We start from the raw sequence: 17,526 nt of genomic DNA on the forward strand, positions 1-17,526 counted from the left end.
GGTGGGGGGGGGGGGGGGGGGGGGGGGGGGCGGCGCGGCGCCGGGGGGGGGGGGGGGGGGGGGGGGGGCGCCCCCCCCCCCCCCCCCCCCCCCCCCCGACCGCACAACGTCCCCACCTATAGGAATTCGGAGAAATAGCCCATAATGCCTGCAAGGAGAACCCTTGTGAGCAACCCCGCCGATGAGCTCGACTACGGGACCCTACGGCTCGACCGCACCGGTCAGGCCGAGGCCTTCGATGCCATCGGCGAGCGCTATGACGAGGCCTTCCCCCACAAGGAAGGGCAGGTCGCGGCTGCCGAGTGGCTCATCGGGTCGCTGCCGCCCGGATCCCGGGTACTGGACCTCGGGTGCGGCACCGGGCTCCCGACCGCACGCCAGCTGGCGGAGGGGGGCCTCGACGTCGTCGGGGTGGACCTGTCGGAGCGGATGGTCGAGCTGGCCCGTGACCATGTGCCCGGCTGCGAGTTCCATCGGGCGGACATCGCGGACCTGCGGTCCTCGGGCTCGCTGCACCTCGGCCGCTTCGACGCGCTGACCGCCTTCTTCGCGCTCCTCATGCTGCCGCGCGCCGAGATCCCCCTCGCCCTGCGGACCGTGCGCCACCTGCTGGTTCCGGGGGGACTATTCGCGCTGTCCATGGTGGAGGCAGACGTGGACGACTTCGCGATCCCGTTCATCGGCAGCAGCATCCGCGTCTCCGGCTATCTGCGGGACGAACTGCGCGAGGTCGTCGAGACGGCGGGCTTCGAGATCGTCGGCGAGTCCTCGTACACCTACGCTCCGGCGGTCGCCGACATCCAGCCCGAGGTACAGATCTTCCTGCGGTGCGTACGGCACTCCTGACGACCTCTGACCCGCCCGCCCCGGCGCTGGCCGCACGGCCGGAAGGACAGGCATGACGAAGCAGCTCGGAGGTGGAGATCCCGCGCCGCCGGCCACCCGGGCTCACCCCGGCACCCACCTCGCCGGCGGCCCGGACGACGCCGAGCCGCACACCGACAGGCTGCGGTACCTCGACGCGGCGACCCGCCGGATCGCGCGGGGCATGAACCTCGACGAGACCCTGCACGAACTGTGCCACGCGGCCGTACCGGCCTTCGCCGACACCGCTTTCGTCCACCTGTACGCCCCGCTGCCGGTCGGCGACGAGACGGGCGCCGTCCCCGGCGTCCTGCGGCTGCACGGCGCGGACCGCGCGTCACCCCGGGATCCGGGGCCGGGGGCAGAGGTCGTGAACCCGGCCGCCGACCGCCTGCTCGGCAAACTGCTGCAGGACGGGCGACCGGTGTTCGGGAACGCCCCGGGCGTCACCTCCGCGGCGGCCGAGCTGCTGGGGACGGCGGGCGCTGCCCCGGCGGTGCCGCCCGGGCGCCGGCTGATCATCGCCCCCCTGCACGGCCGCAGCCACGTCCTGGGCAGCGTCGTCCTCATCCGCGGCCCAGGCCGCCCCGAGTTCACCGATGACGACCTGATCGTCGCCTCCCAGCTCGCCACACACACCGCTCTCGGCCTGGAGAAGGCGATGCTGTACGAGCGTGAGGCTGCCATCGCGGACACGTTGCAGCGCACGATGCTCCCGCCGTCGCTGCCGGATCCGCCCGGGGTCCGGCTCGCCAGCCGCTATCTGCCGTCCTCGCGGACCGCGCAGGTCGGCGGCGACTGGTACGACGCGATCCCGCTGCCCGGCAACCGGGTCGCCCTGGTCATCGGCGACGTGATGGGCCATTCCATGACCTCGGCCGCGATCATGGGCCAGCTGCGCACCAGCGTGCAGACCCTGGCGGGGCTCGATCTGCCTCCGGACGAGGTCCTGCACCACCTCGACGAGCAGGCGGGCCGGCTGGGCAGCGAGCACACGGCGACCTGCCTGTACGCCATGTACGACCCCGTGCAGCAACGGCTGCTGGTGTCCAACGCCGGCCATCTGCCGCCGGTGCTGCTCCATCCCGACGGCAGAGCCGAGGTTCTCCAGGTCCCGCCCGGGGCGCCGATCGGCGTCGGCAGCGGCGGATTCGAGTCCGTCGAGACGCACGCACCGGCCGGGGCGACCCTGCTGCTCTACACCGACGGCCTGGTCGAGTCCCGCGACTCGGACGTGCTGACCGGCGTGGAGGCGCTGCGCGCACGGTTGCGCGCGGCCTCGGCCGGGTCCGTGCCGCCGGCGCTGGAGAAGCTGTGCGACGAAGCACTCGGCGCGCTGGGGGCGGGCGGCCGGGACGACGACATCGCGCTGCTCGCCGCCCGCTTCGAGGGCATCCTGCCGGAGACCGTCGCGTACTGGTACATGGCGCCCCGTCCGCAGACCGCGGGCCAGGCCCGTCGGCTGACCCGCCGGACGCTGGGCCACTGGGGACTGGAGTCCCTGGTGGAGACGACCGAGCTGATGGTCAGCGAGGTGGTGGCGAACGCCGTGCGCTTCGCATCCCGGCCGATCACCCTTCGGCTGCTGTGCACGGACGTGCTGCGCTGCGAAGTGGGCGACGACTCGCCGATCGTGCCGAGGATGCGGCACGCCCGGCTGAGCGACGAGGGCGGCAGAGGCCTGTTCCTGGTGGACCAGCTGGCCCGGCGCTGGGGCGCGACGAGGGTGAGCACGGGCAAGGTGGTCTGGTTCGAACAGCCCCTGCCCGACGCACCTGCGGGTGACCGGACCCCGTAGTCCGGCGTCAGTCGGCGCAGCAGGCACCCTCGGTGCTGCCTGCGGTGATCGCGTCGAGACGGCAGAAGCAGGAGGCCTCGACCGGGACGTCCGCCAGCGCGGCGGCGAGACGCAGCTGCTTGGCCACCATCTGTGCCTCCCCGGTCCGGCCCAGGCGCGTGAGGCACTCGTGCAGGCCGTGCAGGGACCAGACGTTGTTGGGGTGCTGAAGGGCGCGCGGGAGCGTGCCGTCGAGGCCGAGGTCGGCCCGGTAGACCGCTTCCGCTTCCTCGACGCGGCCCTGTTCGAGGAGAAGGGCGCCGTAGGCGTGCCGGGTGGGCTGCATCCAGCCCCACGGTTCGTCGTAGGGGAGGTTGTCGTCCAGTTCGATGGAGCGTTCCAGCGCGGCGAAGGCGGCGTCGTGGTTGCCCTTGCGGTACTCCAGTTCGCCGTCGAGCATCGCCGCGGCGATCGCGAGGATGTCGGCGCAGGTGTTGTTGAAGAGCATGCGGGTCTCGGGGACCCGGGCGACGGCCTCGTCGAAGAGCCGGCGTTCCGTCTCCGCCTCCGCGACGCGGTGGGTCGAGGACAGGGCGACGCCGCGGGCGTAGTGGAGCATCGCGGTCGTCACGCAGTACAGCTCGGAGTCGGCGGGCATCGGCAGGGCGAGGATGTCGTGCCAGCGGCCGAAGCGGATCAAAGCGTGGAACCGCATGCCGAGGAAGGCCTCGAGCCAGTCGGCCATGGGTGGGCTCGGCACTCGCAGCAGGTCCTCGGGGATGGACGCCTCGAGCTCCGCGGCGGTCCTGAGAGCGACCTGTGACTGGCCGAGGAACATCGCGCCGTAGATCTTGAAGTGGTAGTTGTGCGAGCGGTACAGGGTGTAGAAGTTCATCGCCCCGGCCCGGGCGTGGTACTTCTCGTCGACCGCGATCGCCGTCGTGTTGTCCGAGACCACCCGCCGGTAGTCGCCGCAGAGCACCTCCAGGTGCGACGGCATGTGATGCAGGTGCCCGGCGTCGGGCACCAGCCCGCGCAGCCGGTCCGCGATCGACAGGGCGGCTTCGGGGGTCGGGGACATCTCCATCAGGTGGATGTAGAGGTGGACCAGGCCTGGGTGGTCGCGTCCCGCGTCGGTGGCGAGGGCACGTTCGAGGACGGCCCTGGCCTCCACCGTGCGCGCGCATTCGGCCGGCTCGCCGGTCCGGAGGTCCCACAGCTGCCAGGGAGTGAGGTTCATCAGCGCGTCGGCGTACAGAGTGGCCACGTCCAGGTCGTCGGGGGCCAGCTCGTAGACCGCGCGCATGCTGTCGGCGTAGGGGGCGTTCCAGACCGAGCAGTCGTCGACGGCCTTCGCCTGCGGGTAGCGGGCGCGCAGTGCGCCGATCAGGGCCTGCTCGACGGGGGTGGCGGCTGCCGCCTTCTCGTGGGCCCTCTCCACGGCGGCGTGGGTGCGGTCGACGGTGCGCACCAGGTCCTCGTCGTCGAAGAACTCCCACGGCTTGTTGTAGTTCGGGCCGAGCGCGTAGGCGATGCCCCAGTGGGCCATCGCGCAGTCGGGGTCGGCTTCGGCGGCCGCCTGGAAGCAGGCGACGGCCTCCTCGTGGTGAAAGGCGTACGTCCACATCAGCCCGCGGTCGAACCAGAGTTGGGCCTGCTCGGAAGGGGTGGTCACGGAGCGGGTGTAGGTGCCGAGGTCGTAGTACTCCATGGCTCTGTCTCCTGCCTGTGCGCCCCGCCGGTCTGTTCCCGAGTCTTCCCGAGAGCACCGGCTCTCGCACCGACAACGGGGGCAGCCCCTGCCCGGTTGCGGGCTTCTGCCCTGCCATCTCGGATGCCGGCATCGGTCCGCGTCGCCGTGGGTACCCGGCACGGTGGTGCGGTGACGAGCCCGGTGCCGCGACCGGGTGAGTCGGTTCGTGCCGCCCAGGTGCGGGCGGAGGGCCTCGTGGCGCATTCTTGCTGTGTCGCGCGCGTGACGGCGTACGGACGAGGTAGGGCCGATGACTGGGAGCGCCGAGGGCGCAGAGCGGGCGCCGGGCAGGCTGGCGGCGCTGCTGATCGATGCCTCGGCGGAGGCGATCAGCGCGGCCGGTGGCCACGCCGGTGGGGTCTACCTGCGCTGCAGCACTCCCGGACTGCTGCGTCTGGCGGTGCTGGAAGGGCTGCCGGGGCCGTTGTTCCGGCCGTGGTGGCGGGTGCATGTGGACCGGCCGTTCCCCGTCGCGGATGCCTATCGGCTCGGCGTCGAGGTGGCGCTGCCCAACGCGACGGAGACGATGCGCCGCTATCCCCAGTTCGCGGCCGGGTTGCCGTTCCCGTTCGGGTCCGTGCACGTTCCCGTCGCGGGTTCGTCGAGCGTCTTCGGTGTGCTGACCGTGCTGCTGCCGGCGGCGTCGGACGGCACCGAATTGCTGCCCGTGCGCGAGCGCGTCACGCGCCTGGCCGAGGAGCTGGGGGTGGCACTGGAGAAGCTGGCGGACCAGGACGCCTCGGCGGTGTCCTGGGAGGGCGGTCCCCTGTGTCTGCGGCCGCCGGCCGGCCGCCCTCCGTCCGGGCAGCTCGGGCGGTTCACCTGGGATCCGGTGACGGGCGTCCTGGCGGCGGACGAGCGCCTGAACGTCGTACTCGGCATGGCTGAGGCGGAGGCCCACAGCACCGCAGAGGCGTTCGCGGACGCGGTCGCTCCGGCTGACGCGGTGCGGATCCTGGCGGCGCTGCGGGAGGCAGCCGGTGGCCGGCCACCCGCGCTGCCGCTGTACGTGCGCTCGGCGGACGGGGCACTGCGCCTGGTCGAGGTCTGGGGGCCGTACGACGACTCCGCACGCTCCCGTTCGACGAACGTACGGGGCGTGGTGGTCGACCCGGGGCCGGGCGCGGTGGCCGACGCGGCGGCCGATCTGCTGCCGGACGGCGTGCTGTGCCTGGACCGGCTGGGGACGGTCGTCTACGCGAATCCGCACGCGGCGCGGCTGCTGCGCCGACCCCGCACCGAGCTGCTGGGCCGGGCTCTGTGGGAGGGCGTGCCGTGGCTCAACCAGCCCACTCTCGAGGACCATCTGCGCGGCGCGCTGCTGTCCCCGGATCCGGTGCACTTCCACGTCCGAAGACCGTCCGCCCACGGGCGTGAGCGCGCCACCCAGTCGATGGCCGGTGACTGGCTCGCCCTGTCCGTCTATCCCGGCCCGGACATTCTGACCTGCACGATCCGTCTGGGGCACCGGGTCGCGGACAGCCCGTCCGGGGTCCCGGAGGCGCACGGCACCCCGGCGACGACCGGTGCGCCCTCGCTCGCCCCGCTGTACCGCCCGATCGTGCTCGCCATCGCGCTGACCGAAGCGGTCACCGCACGTCAGGTGTCGGCGGTGGTGATGCGGGAGCTGCTGCCCGCGTTCGGCGGCCGACGGCTCGCCATCTACCTGCTGCAGGAGCGGCATCTGTATCTCGCCTGGGAGACGGGCTTCCCCAAGGGGTTCCTCGCCCCGTTCGACGGTGTCGGGCTCGACGAGCGGCTGCCCGGGGTCGAGACGCTGACCAGCGGGCGCCCGCTGTTCTTCGACTCGATGCAGGATCTCTCCGACGCCTATCCGGGCATCGCGCTGGACGCGACGGAGGGGGCCCGTGCCTTCCTGCCGCTGATCGCCTCCGGGCGTCCCGTCGGGTCCTGCATCCTCGGCTTCGACCGGCCGCGCAGCTTCAGCACCGAGGAACGCACGGTGCTCACCGCCATGGCCGGACTGATCGCCCACGCCATGGAGAAGGCGCAGCGCTACGAGAACGAGGCCGCCCTCGCCCGTGGGCTGCAGCAGGCCCTGCTCCCCCGGCGGCTGTCGCAGCACCCGCTGATGGAGACCGCCGGACGCTATCTGCCCGGCACCCAGGGCATGGAGGTGGGCGGTGACTGGTACGACGTCGTCGCCGCCGGGGACGGTCTGGCCCTGGTCATCGGCGATGTGCAGGGGCACGGCGTGCAGGCGGCGGCCACGATGGGCCAGCTGCGCAGCGCCGTGCGCGCCTTCGCGCTCGGCGACCGGCCGCCCGACGAGGTCATGAGCGGCACCAACCACCTGCTCATCGACCTCGACGCCGGCCTGTTCGCGAGCTGTTGCTACATCCGGCTCGACCCCAGGACCGGCCTCGCCCAGGCTGCCGTGGCCGGGCATCCGCGGCCGCTGCTGCGCCGCCCGGACGGCCGTACCCATGTCGTCGACCTGCCCGGCGGGGTCGTGCTCGGCGTGGATCCGCAGGCCACGTATCCGGTGGCGGAACTGCGGATGGAGCCGGGTGCCGTGCTCGCGCTGTACACCGACGGGTTGGTCGAGCGGCCCGGAATGGACATCGACGACGGCATCAGCGCGCTGCGGGTGGCGCTGGCCAAGGCCGGTGCTCCCGGCGCCCGGCCGGGCGGGCGCTCGCTGGCGGGCGTGGCGGACCGCCTCACCGCGACGGCCCGGCACATGGCGGACCGCCCCGACGACATCGCACTGCTACTCGCCACCCGCCGCACCACACCGCCGCGCCCGAGCTGAGGGCCGGGCGCCGTGGGCGCCGTACGGCCCCTCGGCGTCGTAACCCTGTTGCGGGGGCGGGAGTTGCCCCAATCCGGGCACCACGCCCGTGGCCGTGGTCGATGAGAGGTGCCTGGTCGTGTCACGGTCCGTGACGTCTCTCGCCTCCCGGGGCCCGGCAGTGTAGACATGGGCACATGGTCCGACTATTGGGTCGATCCGGGGCCCGGTCGGCCCCTCGTCCCAGCGGTCTGCGCACACGCGGTGCGCGCGACCGCTTCTCTGAAGCGCCCGAGCCAGGGGTCCCGAGCGACGAACCCGCTCACGGGCGGCGCACGGGGTGGTTCTCTGCGCTGCGGTCGGCGGTCGGCGGTCGCAGTGTCGCCGGGCAGGTGTTCCTGCTTCAGGTCGTGATCGTGCTGCTGCTCGTCGTCGCCGCCGTGGTGGCGCTGGTGCTGCAGGTGCGGTACGACACCACGCAGGAGGCCCGCAACCGCTCGGTGGCCGTCGCGGAGGCGTTCGCCAACGCGCCCGGCACCCGGGAGGCGCTGAACAGCCCGGATCCGTCCGCCGTGCTGCAACCCCGTGCCGAGGCGGCGCGCGAGGCGACGGACGTGGACTTCATCGTCGTGATGAACACCGACGGCATCCGCTACACCCACCCCAAGCCGGACCGGATCGGCAAGCAGTTCGTCGGGAACATCGCACCGGCGCAGGCCGGGCGGGTCGTGACCGAGGAGATCACGGGCACCATCGGACCGCTGGTGCAGGCCGTGGTGCCCATCAAGGCACCCGACGGGCAGGTCGTCGGGCTGGTCTCGGCCGGGGTCACGAAGGCGACCGTGGGCGGAACCGCGGACCGGCAGCTGCCGCTGGTGCTGACGGCGGCAGCGGTGGCGCTCGCCCTGTCGACGGCGGGCACCGCGCTGGTCAGCCGGCGGCTGCTGCGGCAGACACACGGCCTCGGGCCGGACGAGATGACCCGGATGTACGAGCACCACGACGCCGTCCTGCACGCCGTGCGGGAGGGCGTGATCATCGTCGGCACCGAGGGCCGGCTGCTGCTCGCCAACGACGAGGCGCACCGCCTGCTCGACCTGCCCGCCGACGCCGAGGGACACCGGGTGCTGCACCTCGGCCTCTCCCCCGACACCGCCGAACTGCTGGACTCCGGCCGCATGGCCACGGACGAGGTGCACCTGGTCAAGGACCGGCTGCTGGCGGTCAACCAGCGCCCCACCACCCTGAGGGGCCGACCGTCCGGCAGCGTCGCCACCCTGCGCGACTCGACCGAACTGCGGGCCCTGTCCGGCCGGGCCGAGGAGGCCCGCGAGCGCCTGAACATGCTGTACGACGCCGGTGTGGGCATCGGCACCAGCCTGGACGTCACCCGTACCGCCGAAGAACTGGCGGAGCTTGCGGTGCCCCGCTTCGCGGACTTCGCCACCGTCGACCTGTACGAGGCCGTGCTGGGCGGCGGTCAGCCGGAGGCGGCGACCCGGCTGCGCCGCACGGCGAGCAGCGGCATACGCAAGGACGCGCCGCTGTACCCGGTGGGTGAGCAGCTGAGGTTCGTCGACTCCTCGCCGCAGGCCCGCGCGCTGAAGGACGGGCAGGCCGTCATCGAGCCGCGGCTGGACGAGGCGCCGGGCTGGCGTGCCCAGGACCTGGAGCGCTCGGCGCAGGTGGTGGAGTTCGGCATCCACTCGCTGATCGCGGTGCCGCTGCGGGCGGGGTCCCTGGTGCTGGGCGTGGTGAGCTTCTGGCGGTCGCAGAAGGCCGAGCCGTTCGACGCCGACGAGGTGGCACTGGCCGAGGAACTGGTCGCCCGGGCCGCGGTGTCGATCGACAACGCCCGCCGGTACACACGCGAGCACAGCATGGCGGTGACGCTTCAGCGCAGCCTGCTGCCGCGCCGTCTGCCCGAGCAGAACGCCCTGGACATCGCCTACCGGTATCTGCCGGCGCAGGCCGGCGTGGGCGGCGACTGGTTCGACGTGCTGCCGCTGTCCGGTGCCCGGGTCGCGCTGGTGGTGGGGGACGTCGTCGGACACGGCCTGCACGCGGCGGCGACGATGGGCCGGCTGCGTACGGCCGTGCACAACTTCTCCGCCCTGGACCTGCCGCCCGACGAACTGCTCGCGCTGCTCGACGAGCTGGTCGCCCGGATCGACCAGGACGAGGCCCAGGAGGGCGACAGCGCACCGGTGACCGGCGCGACCTGTCTGTACGCGGTCTACGACCCGGTGTCCCAGCGGTGCACCATGGCTCGCGCGGGCCACCCGCCGCCGGCCCTGATCCAGCCGGACGGCACCGTCGGCTTCCCCGACGTGCCCGCCGGTCCGCCGCTGGGCCTGGGCGGGCTGCCGTTCGAGACGGCCGAGCTGGAGCTGGCGCGGGACAGCCGGCTCGTGCTCTACACGGACGGTCTGGTGGAGGACCGCGAAAGGGACATCGACGAGGGCCTCGAACTGCTGCGCGAAGCCCTGTCCCAGGCCGGCCCGTCGCCGGAGGAGACCTGCCAGGCCGTACTGGAGGCCAGGCGGCCGGCCCGGGCCGGCGACGACATCGCGCTGATCGTGGCGGGCACCCGGGCGCTCGGGGCCGACCTGGTCGCCGAATGGGAGGTGCCGTCCGATCCGGCGGCCGTCGGTCAGGTGCGCTCGGCCGTGACGCGGACGCTTCAGGCGTGGGACCTGGAGGAGCTGACGTTCACCACGGAGCTGATCCTGAGCGAGCTGGTCACCAATGCGATCCGGTACGGCGGTGAGCCGATCCGCGTGCGGATGCTGCACGACCGCAGCCTGATCTGCGAGGTCTTCGACAGCAGCAGCACCTCTCCGCATCTGCGCTACGCGACCATGACGGACGAGGGCGGACGCGGCCTGTTCCTCGTCGCGCAGCTGGCCGAGCGCTGGGGCACCCGGTACCTGCCCGCGGGCAAGGTGATCTGGGCGGAGCAGCCGCTGCCTTAGCAGCGGCCGTTTGTACATAGGTACGAACCTTCGACACGACAGGTGCCCACCATGCCCCGCTTCTGATAGGAAACCTTCCTATCAGTATCACCACGGCCAACACCCCACCCCCCACGTCCACTTGGAGCCGCCGTGAAACACCCGGCACGCACGTCGCGCCGAACTCTGCTCGCCCTGGTCGGCGCATCGCTGGCGTCAGCCCCCCTCCTCAACTCCCCCCGCGCAGCCGCGGCCGCGGTGGGACTGGACGACCCGGCGAAGAAGGAGATCGCCATGAAGCTGGTGTCGAGCGCGGAGAACTCCTCGCTCGACTGGAAGGCGCAGTACAAGTACATCGAGGACATCGGCGACGGCCGCGGCTACACCGCCGGGATCATCGGCTTCTGCTCCGGCACGGGCGACATGCTCGACCTCGTCGAGCTGTACGCCGACCGCCGCCCCGGCAACGTCCTCGCCCCGTATCTGCCGGCCCTGCGCCGGGTGAACGGCACCGACTCGCACGACGGGCTCGACCCGAACTTCCCGCGTGACTGGGCCCGCGCCGCGCAGGACCAGGAGTTCCGGCGGGCGCAGGATGGTGAACGCGACCGCGTGTACTTCGGTCCGGCCGTGCGGCAGGGCAAGACGGACGGGCTGCGCGTGCTCGGCCAGTTCGCGTACTACGACGCCATCGTCATGCACGGCGACGGCACCGACCCGACCAGCTTCCGCAACATTCGGCGGCGAGCGCTGAACCGGGCCCGGCCGCCGGCCCAGGGCGGTGACGAGGTCAGCTACCTGCACGCCTTTCTGGACGCCCGGGTGTGGGCCATGAAGCAGGAGGAGGCGCACAGCGACACCAGCCGGGTCGACACGGCCCAGCGCGTCTTCCTGCGCGCGGGCAACCTCGACCTGAACCCGCCCCTCGACTGGAAGGTGTACGGGGACAGCTACCACATCGGCTGACCCGTCCGCGGGGTTGCCGCACCGGGCGTCCCACCGTGCGGCAACCCCGTGCCGTCCCCACACCTTTCAGCCCATAGAATTGATTTATGAGCTCATAGGTCGGACCCGCGTACCGACTTAGGCTTGCCTTAGTTTAGGCTTCCCGACGAGATCGCTTGTCATCGCTCGAAGGGACCCTGATCATGCCCCGCCCCCTGCGGGTAGCAATCGTCGGAGCCGGCCCCGCCGGGATCTACGCCGCCGACGCCCTGCTCAAGTCCGACGTGGCCGCCGAACCGGGCGTGTCCATCGACCTCTTCGAGCGCATGCCGGCGCCGTTCGGACTGATCCGGTACGGCGTCGCCCCCGACCACCCCCGCATCAAGGGCATCATCACGGCCCTCCACCAGGTCCTCGACAAGCCGCAGATCCGCCTCTTCGGCAACGTCGACTACCCGACCGACATCAGCCTGGACGACCTGCGCGCGTTCTACGACGCCGTGATCTTCTCGACGGGCGCGACGGCCGACCGGGCGCTGCCGATACCGGGTGTCGACCTCGACGGGTCGTACGGCGCCGCCGACTTCGTCTCCTGGTACGACGGCCACCCGGACGTTCCGCGCACCTGGCCGCTTCAGGCCGAGAAGGTCGCCGTCCTCGGCGTCGGCAACGTCGCCCTCGACGTGGCCCGCATCCTGGCGAAGACGGCGGAGGAACTCCTCCCGACGGAGATCCCGCCGAACGTCCACGAGGGCCTCAAGGCCAACAAGGCCCTGGAAGTGCACGTGTTCGGCCGCCGCGGCCCGGCGCAGGCGAAGTTCAGCCCCATGGAACTGCGCGAGCTGGACCACTCCCCCAACATCGAGGTCATCGTCGACCCCGAGGACATCGACTACGACGAGGGCTCGATCGAGACCCGGCGCGGCAACAAGCAGGCCGACATGGTCGCCAAGACCCTGGAGAACTGGGCGATCCGCGACGTGGGCAACCGGCCGCACAAACTGTTCCTGCACTTCTTCGAGTCGCCCACCGAGATCCTCGGCGAGGACGGCAAGGTCGTCGGCCTGCGCACCGAGCGCACCGCCCTCGACGGCACCGGCAACGTCAAGGGCACCGGCGAGTTCAAGGACTGGGACGTCACCGCGGTCTACCGCGCGGTCGGCTACCTCTCCGACAAACTCCCCAAGCTGCCCTGGGACATCGACTCGGGCACGGTCCCGGACCAGGGCGGCCGGGTCATCCAGGAGTCCGGCGAGCACCTGCAGTCGACGTACGTCACCGGGTGGATCCGGCGCGGCCCGGTGGGCCTGATCGGCCACACCAAGGGCGACGCGAACGAGACGGTGTCCAACCTGCTGGACGACTTCGCGGGCGGCCGTCTGCAGACGCCGGCTTCGCCCGAGCCGGAGGCGGTGGAGGCCTTCCTCGCCGAGCGCGAGATCCGCTTCACCACCTGGGACGGCTGGTACAAGCTCGACGCCGCCGAGAAGGCGCTGGGCGAGCCCCAGGGCCGTGAGCGGGTGAAGCTCGTCGAGCGGGAGGACATGCTGCGGGAGAGCGGCGCGTAAGGCGCAGTGGCCGAAGCTGAAACCGTGAGGGCCGGGGGTTCCGATCCCCGGCCCTCACGGCCTTTGTCGGCGCGCTCCGGATGATCAGTTCCTGTTGGCGTCCCCCGGTGTTCTCACTCCTGGAGCCCCCTTTCTTCACCCGGCTGCGCGATGCGCGGCGGGTGCTCGTCGCCGGTGCGGGCGGCGGTTTCGACGTGTACGCCGGACTCCCGCCGGCCCTCGCCCTGCGCGCGGCCGGCAAGGAAGTCCATCTGGCCAACCTGTCCTTCTCCGACCTGTACGGGCTCGCACTCGACGCGTGGGTGGACCACGACGTCGCGGCGATACGTCCGGACACCGCGGCGCGCGGCGACTACTTCCCGGAGCGGACGCTCGCGCGGTGGCTCGCCGCGCATGACCTGCCCGACACGGTGTACGCGTTCCCCCTCACGGGCGTCCAGCCGCTCAGGGCCGCCTATCGCACGCTTCTGCAGCACCTGGGCGGCGTCGACGCCGTGGTGCTGGTGGACGGCGGGACCGACATCCTGATGCGCGGCGACGAGCACGGGCTGGGCACGCCGGAGGAGGACATGGCCAGCCTGGCCGCGGTGTCCGGCCTCGACGAGGTTCCGGAGCGACTCGTGGCCTGCCTCGGGTTCGGCGTGGACTCCTATCACGGGGTCAACCACTGCCTGGTGCTGGAGAACCTCGCCGCACTGGACCGCGAGGGCGGCTACCTCGGGACGTTCTCGCTGCCGCGCCACAGCCGCGAGGGGCACCTGTACCTCGACGCGGTGGAGCATGCCCAGCGGGCCACGCCGGACCGCCCGAGCATCGTCCAGAGCTCCGTCGCGGCAGCCGTACGCGGTGACTTCGGTGATGTCCGGTTCACCGAGCGCACCAGGAACAGCGAACTGTTCATCAATGCGCTCATGACCCAGTACTTCTGCGTCGACGCACCCGCCCTGGCCCGCCGCAACCTGTATCTCGACCGCCTCGAGAACACCGCACTCATGCGCCAGATCAGCTCGGTCATCGCGGAGTTCCGCGACGACCTCAGCGAACAGCGGCCACCGCGCGCCTACCCCCACTGACGCGCCCTCGTCTCAGATTTCGGTGAAGCCTCCCCACCGTGTGCGTGCGTTGCATACACTCCTGATCTTCACACAAGCTCCACACAGGGGGATATATCTCCATGCGTATACGCATTGTCGCCACAACCGCCGTCGCCGCCGGTACGCTCGCCGCGCTGTCCGCCGTGCCGGCCCAGGCCACCGAGTACTCGTCCGCGCTGAAGATCCGCGGCATCCAGTACGACGCGCCCGGCAGCGACTCGAACAACTGCCGGACCGGCAACACCGACGAGGAGTACCTGACGATCAAGAACTACTCGTCCGGTACCACGGTCAACCTCAAGGGCTACGTCGTGAAGGACAAGGCCGGCAACCGGTTCGCCTTCACCGCCAACCACTACCTCCAGCCCGGCGACTACGTGAAGCTCCGGGGCGGCAACGGCAGCGACTCCGACGCGAAGAACGTCGTCTACCGCGACAACTGCAACTTCATGTGGAACAACGACAAGGACTCGATCTACCTGTACAAGCCCTCGGGGACCGGGGCCGACTCGCACTCCTACACCAAGAGCGGGAGCGACCCGGACCGCAACGGCTACATCACGTACCACAACTGATCGGACACCGAGTCACGAGCAGGACCCGCCCCAATGCGGATGGTGGGCGGGTCCTGCTCATCGAGTCATTGTCATGACCGGAAGCGGTGCGGACCACGAGTGCGGGACGCCGGCCGGTGCGGATGGCGCACACCCCGTGTGCGGACCCCGCCCGGCGGGCAGGCATCTGCGGCGACGATACTGATACGAGCACGTGCTCCCGCCCACAGATGGACCCCATGCCCAGCTCCTCCAGCACCCGCCCCTCGACTCCCCCCTCGGTCTGGCTGGCCCATGGCCGCCATCTCGGGCCCGCCGCGGAAGAGGTGCTCCGGCTCAGTCTGAGGCAGCTCAAGGACAGCCGGGTCATCGACGACTTTCTGGAGCTGCCCGAGACCGAGGGCGCCCAGGAATGGATCTTCGAGGCCCGATGGCGGATCGCCGGGTCGGTGACGGTACGAGCCCGGCTGACCGTCGAGCACGACTCCGGCACCGGGCAGAACTGGACACTGGTCGCGGAGGCGGAGGCGCCGTGGGACCCGCGGTGGCCGTCGCCGGCCACCCTGTTCTGGCCGCAGGAGCCCGACGCGACCTGGGACCGCACGCCCATCTGCGACCTGCGCCTGACGGACATCAACCCCCTGCCTTCGGACGACAAGGCGGTACGGCACCTGCTGCGGGAATGCGCGCGGGACCGCTGGAGCATCCATGTGGTCGTCCACGAGGCCATGACCACGGATCAGCGCGGTCGCACGCCCCTGGCCGGCATGCTGCCGCCGAGCCTTCGGCACCGGCTGGTCGAGCACCGTGCCGCACCCAGCCAACTGCGCGTCGTGAACTGGGCCCTGCGGGACCTCGGCACGCAGGTGCCGCGCGGAGGCGCCGTGGTGCTGCCCGGAAGTCCGGCACCGTCCGGCTACGACGCGGACGACTTCGCCGTACGCAGCGTCTTCCTCGACGGCACGGAGCCGGCCGAGCTGATCCACGCCGTGACGCGGTTCGCCGCCCTGTCGCGCCCGCTGCCGGAGGGCGCCGAGGAGGCGCTGACCGCCCTGCGGGAGGACTGGCGGCTGCTGACGCTGGAGGAGGAGCTCGATCGTGAGCGCAAGCTCGTGGCGATGTACGCCGACGCACTCGAGGCGATGACGAAGTCCCGCGACCTGTACCGGGAGGCCGCCGAGCAGGCGCACGCGGCGCTGACCGCCTACCGGGAGTCCGCCGACGCCGCTCCCGGGAACCGGCCCGACACCCTCGCGTCCCCGGCGGCGTCCCCGCTCCAGCAACTGACCCGGACCTTCGAGCGTTTCAAGGGCTCCGCCCGGACACGCAGGCCCGCGGCCGGGACGGGAGACGCGCAGGAGGGCACGGCCGTCGAGGAGCAGCCGGAGATCCCGGGCCGCCGGAGGGCGTAGGCCGGCTGCGCCGGATCCGTGGCGAGGGCGTACTGCGTCCTGCGGGCTCGCTTCGGCGCGCGGGTGGACGGATCGTGCGCCTGCGCGAGCAGGTGACCGGGCCGATCCGTGCGTCTTCCGTCCTGACGGGTGACGGGGTGCGGCCGAGTGCGCGCTGCCATGCAATGCACAGGCCGCAAGGGGGAATCCGACCGGCAGGTGCGCATGGTGCGCGCCGCCGGCAGGAGGAGGGTCCATGGAGTCGACCACCGCGGTGATCGTCGTCGTCGCGGCCCTCGCGGCCGTCGTGCTCGCCGTGGCCATATGGGTTCTGGCGCGGCTCGTGCGGACACGGCGTGTGATGCGGCGTGCCGGGCTGCCAACGGGGCCGCGCTGGGTGTTCTGGGGTGCGGTCCTGTACTTCGTGCTGCCGGCCGATCTGGTGCCCGATCCGGTGTATCTGGACGACATCGGCGTGCTCTTGCTGGCACTGCGTACCCTGCGCCGTTCTCCCGATGCGGGACCGCCGGACGCCGTTGATTACAGAAAGTAAGGAAACCAATCACTCGTTCGATTCGTTTAAGTAAGTGGAAACCGAAGGGCGTCGGCGGGCCGAGGGGCGCCCCTGGGTGACCAAGCTCGATCGGAGCAGCACCTGTGAGGGAGAGACGATGCAACCGTTCGCGCTCAACTATGCACGGCCGGCAGCGGAGTTGGAGGTCACCGCTGCGTATGCTTACGACTCCGGTCTGCAGTTGAACGTGCTGCGTGACGGGCGAATAGCCGCTTGTGATCACGCGCTCTTGCGGGAGTTGGGAACCACGACATCCACGGCGGGCTCGAAGACCCACTTCGACGACTGAACACAGGTCGCCGACGATGACGGTCTTGATTGTGACCAACGAAGAGGACGTGACGGCCGACATGGTGGTCGTGCACCTGAACGCGTCCGGCGTCCCGGTGGTCCGGCTCGATCCCGCCGACGTGACCGACGGGGTCGCGCTGTCGGGCGAGTATGTGCACGGCTCGTTCCGTGGCCATCTGTCGTCCGCGGGACGCCTGGTGAACGTCAACGGCCTGCGGTCGATCTGGATGCGCAGGCCGGGGGCCGCGGCGGCGCGGGCGGCGGCGCCCTCCGCCTGGCTGACTCAGGAGGCGGAGCAGGCGCTGTACGGCATGCTGCGCGGGTGTGACGTGCGCTGGATGAACCACCCCGACGCGGCACGCCGGGCTCGCTACAAGCCCTGGCAGCTGCGGCTGGCCCAGCGCTGCGGTCTGCCCGTCCCGGCCACGTTGATCACGACCTTCCCGCAGGCCGCCCGCGAGTTCGCCGAGCGCTATCCGGATCTGGTGGTCAAGCCGGTGTCCGGCGCGCATCCGCAGGATCCGCCCCGCGCTGTGCCGACCAGCAGGGTGGGGCCGGACGCGGACTTCTCCGCCGTCGCGTTCGGACCGACCCTGCTGCAGCGGCGCGTGGCCAAGCGTGCCGACATCCGCCTCACGGCGGTGGGCGAGCAGCTGCTGGCGGCCCGCAAGGCGACCGGTGCCGAGGCCGAAGTGGACGTCCGCTTCGCCACGTCCGACGCGCCGTGGTGTCCCGTCGAGGTCGCGCCGCGCGTCGCCGAGGGCGTCCTTGCCTATCTGCGGGAGGCTGAACTCGCCTACGGTGCCTTCGACTTCGTCGAGGACGCCGACGGGACGTGGTGGTTCCTGGAGTGCAACCAGTCGGGGCAGTTCGGGTTCATCGAGGTGGACACGGGCCAGCCGATCGCCCGCAGCATCGCCGAGTGGCTCGCGCGGCCGGCCACCGGGGAGCAGCCGCACGTCAACGGGGCGAGCGCGAAGGTACCCTGACAGGTCCGTCCGGGCCG

The 17,526-nt window shown here is 71.5% G+C and carries 13 protein-coding genes; 12 read left to right on the forward strand and 1 reads right to left on the reverse strand.

Features of this window, described 5'->3' with window-relative positions; translation table 11 throughout:
* The first annotated feature begins 144 nt into the window (after window positions 1-144).
* On the forward strand, window positions 145-846 hold the full coding sequence (locus ACFY5C_RS36995; protein WP_389453340.1) for a class I SAM-dependent DNA methyltransferase: 702 nt from the start codon (window positions 145-147) through the stop codon (window positions 844-846).
* 52 nt (window positions 847-898) lie between these two features.
* The gene (locus ACFY5C_RS37000) at window positions 899-2,662 is read left to right on the forward strand and encodes a SpoIIE family protein phosphatase (protein WP_389453343.1); all 1,764 of its coding nucleotides are present in this window, start codon (window positions 899-901) and stop codon (window positions 2,660-2,662) included.
* A gap of 7 nt (window positions 2,663-2,669) precedes the next feature.
* Here ACFY5C_RS37000 and ACFY5C_RS37005 read toward each other — a convergent pair whose 3' ends face one another.
* Window positions 2,670-4,352 carry a hypothetical protein gene (locus tag ACFY5C_RS37005; RefSeq protein ID WP_389453346.1) on the reverse strand — a complete coding sequence of 561 codons (1,683 nt, stop codon included), beginning with the start codon at window positions 4,350-4,352 and terminating at the stop codon, window positions 2,670-2,672.
* A 292-nt stretch (window positions 4,353-4,644) separates the two neighbouring features.
* On the opposite strand from ACFY5C_RS37005, the gene ACFY5C_RS37010 reads away from it, so the two are divergent.
* The 10 genes from ACFY5C_RS37010 (at window position 4,645) to tgmB (ending at window position 17,509) form a co-directional block, all read left to right on the forward strand.
* Entirely contained in the window at window positions 4,645-7,170 is a 2,526-nt protein-coding gene (locus ACFY5C_RS37010; protein WP_389453349.1) for a SpoIIE family protein phosphatase, read from the forward strand.
* A 176-nt stretch (window positions 7,171-7,346) separates the two neighbouring features.
* A complete protein-coding gene (locus tag ACFY5C_RS37015; RefSeq protein ID WP_389453352.1) occupies window positions 7,347-10,124 on the forward strand; it encodes a SpoIIE family protein phosphatase in 2,778 nt (925 codons plus the stop codon).
* Window positions 10,125-10,256: 132 nt separating this feature from the next.
* Complete coding sequence (locus ACFY5C_RS37020) at window positions 10,257-11,069, forward strand: chitosanase (protein WP_389453355.1); 813 nt, start codon at window positions 10,257-10,259, stop codon at window positions 11,067-11,069.
* 182 nt (window positions 11,070-11,251) lie between these two features.
* Window positions 11,252-12,616, forward strand: a complete 1,365-nt coding sequence (locus tag ACFY5C_RS37025) for an FAD-dependent oxidoreductase (protein ID WP_389453357.1) — start codon at window positions 11,252-11,254, stop codon at window positions 12,614-12,616.
* Between the two features lie 107 nt (window positions 12,617-12,723).
* The gene (locus tag ACFY5C_RS37030; protein ID WP_389453360.1) at window positions 12,724-13,689 is read left to right on the forward strand and encodes a DUF1152 domain-containing protein; all 966 of its coding nucleotides are present in this window, start codon (window positions 12,724-12,726) and stop codon (window positions 13,687-13,689) included.
* Between the two features lie 101 nt (window positions 13,690-13,790).
* Window positions 13,791-14,285: a lamin tail domain-containing protein gene (locus ACFY5C_RS37035; RefSeq protein ID WP_389453363.1), complete on the forward strand. Its 495-nt coding sequence runs from the start codon at window positions 13,791-13,793 to the stop codon at window positions 14,283-14,285.
* Window positions 14,286-14,503: 218 nt separating this feature from the next.
* Window positions 14,504-15,676, forward strand: coding sequence for a hypothetical protein (locus ACFY5C_RS37040; RefSeq protein ID WP_389453366.1), 1,173 nt, complete (start codon window positions 14,504-14,506; stop codon window positions 15,674-15,676).
* A gap of 235 nt (window positions 15,677-15,911) precedes the next feature.
* Window positions 15,912-16,208, forward strand: a complete 297-nt coding sequence (locus tag ACFY5C_RS37045) for a DUF1232 domain-containing protein (RefSeq protein ID WP_389453368.1) — start codon at window positions 15,912-15,914, stop codon at window positions 16,206-16,208.
* A 118-nt stretch (window positions 16,209-16,326) separates the two neighbouring features.
* Window positions 16,327-16,518: a putative ATP-grasp-modified RiPP gene (gene tgmA / locus ACFY5C_RS37050; protein ID WP_369275309.1), complete on the forward strand. Its 192-nt coding sequence runs from the start codon at window positions 16,327-16,329 to the stop codon at window positions 16,516-16,518.
* A gap of 16 nt (window positions 16,519-16,534) precedes the next feature.
* The gene (gene tgmB / locus ACFY5C_RS37055; RefSeq protein ID WP_389453371.1) at window positions 16,535-17,509 is read left to right on the forward strand and encodes an ATP-grasp ribosomal peptide maturase; all 975 of its coding nucleotides are present in this window, start codon (window positions 16,535-16,537) and stop codon (window positions 17,507-17,509) included.
* The last annotated feature ends 17 nt before the right edge of the window (window positions 17,510-17,526 follow it).

The organism is Streptomyces sp. NPDC012935 (assembly GCF_042900345.1).
Classification (GTDB): domain Bacteria; phylum Actinomycetota; class Actinomycetes; order Streptomycetales; family Streptomycetaceae; genus Streptomyces.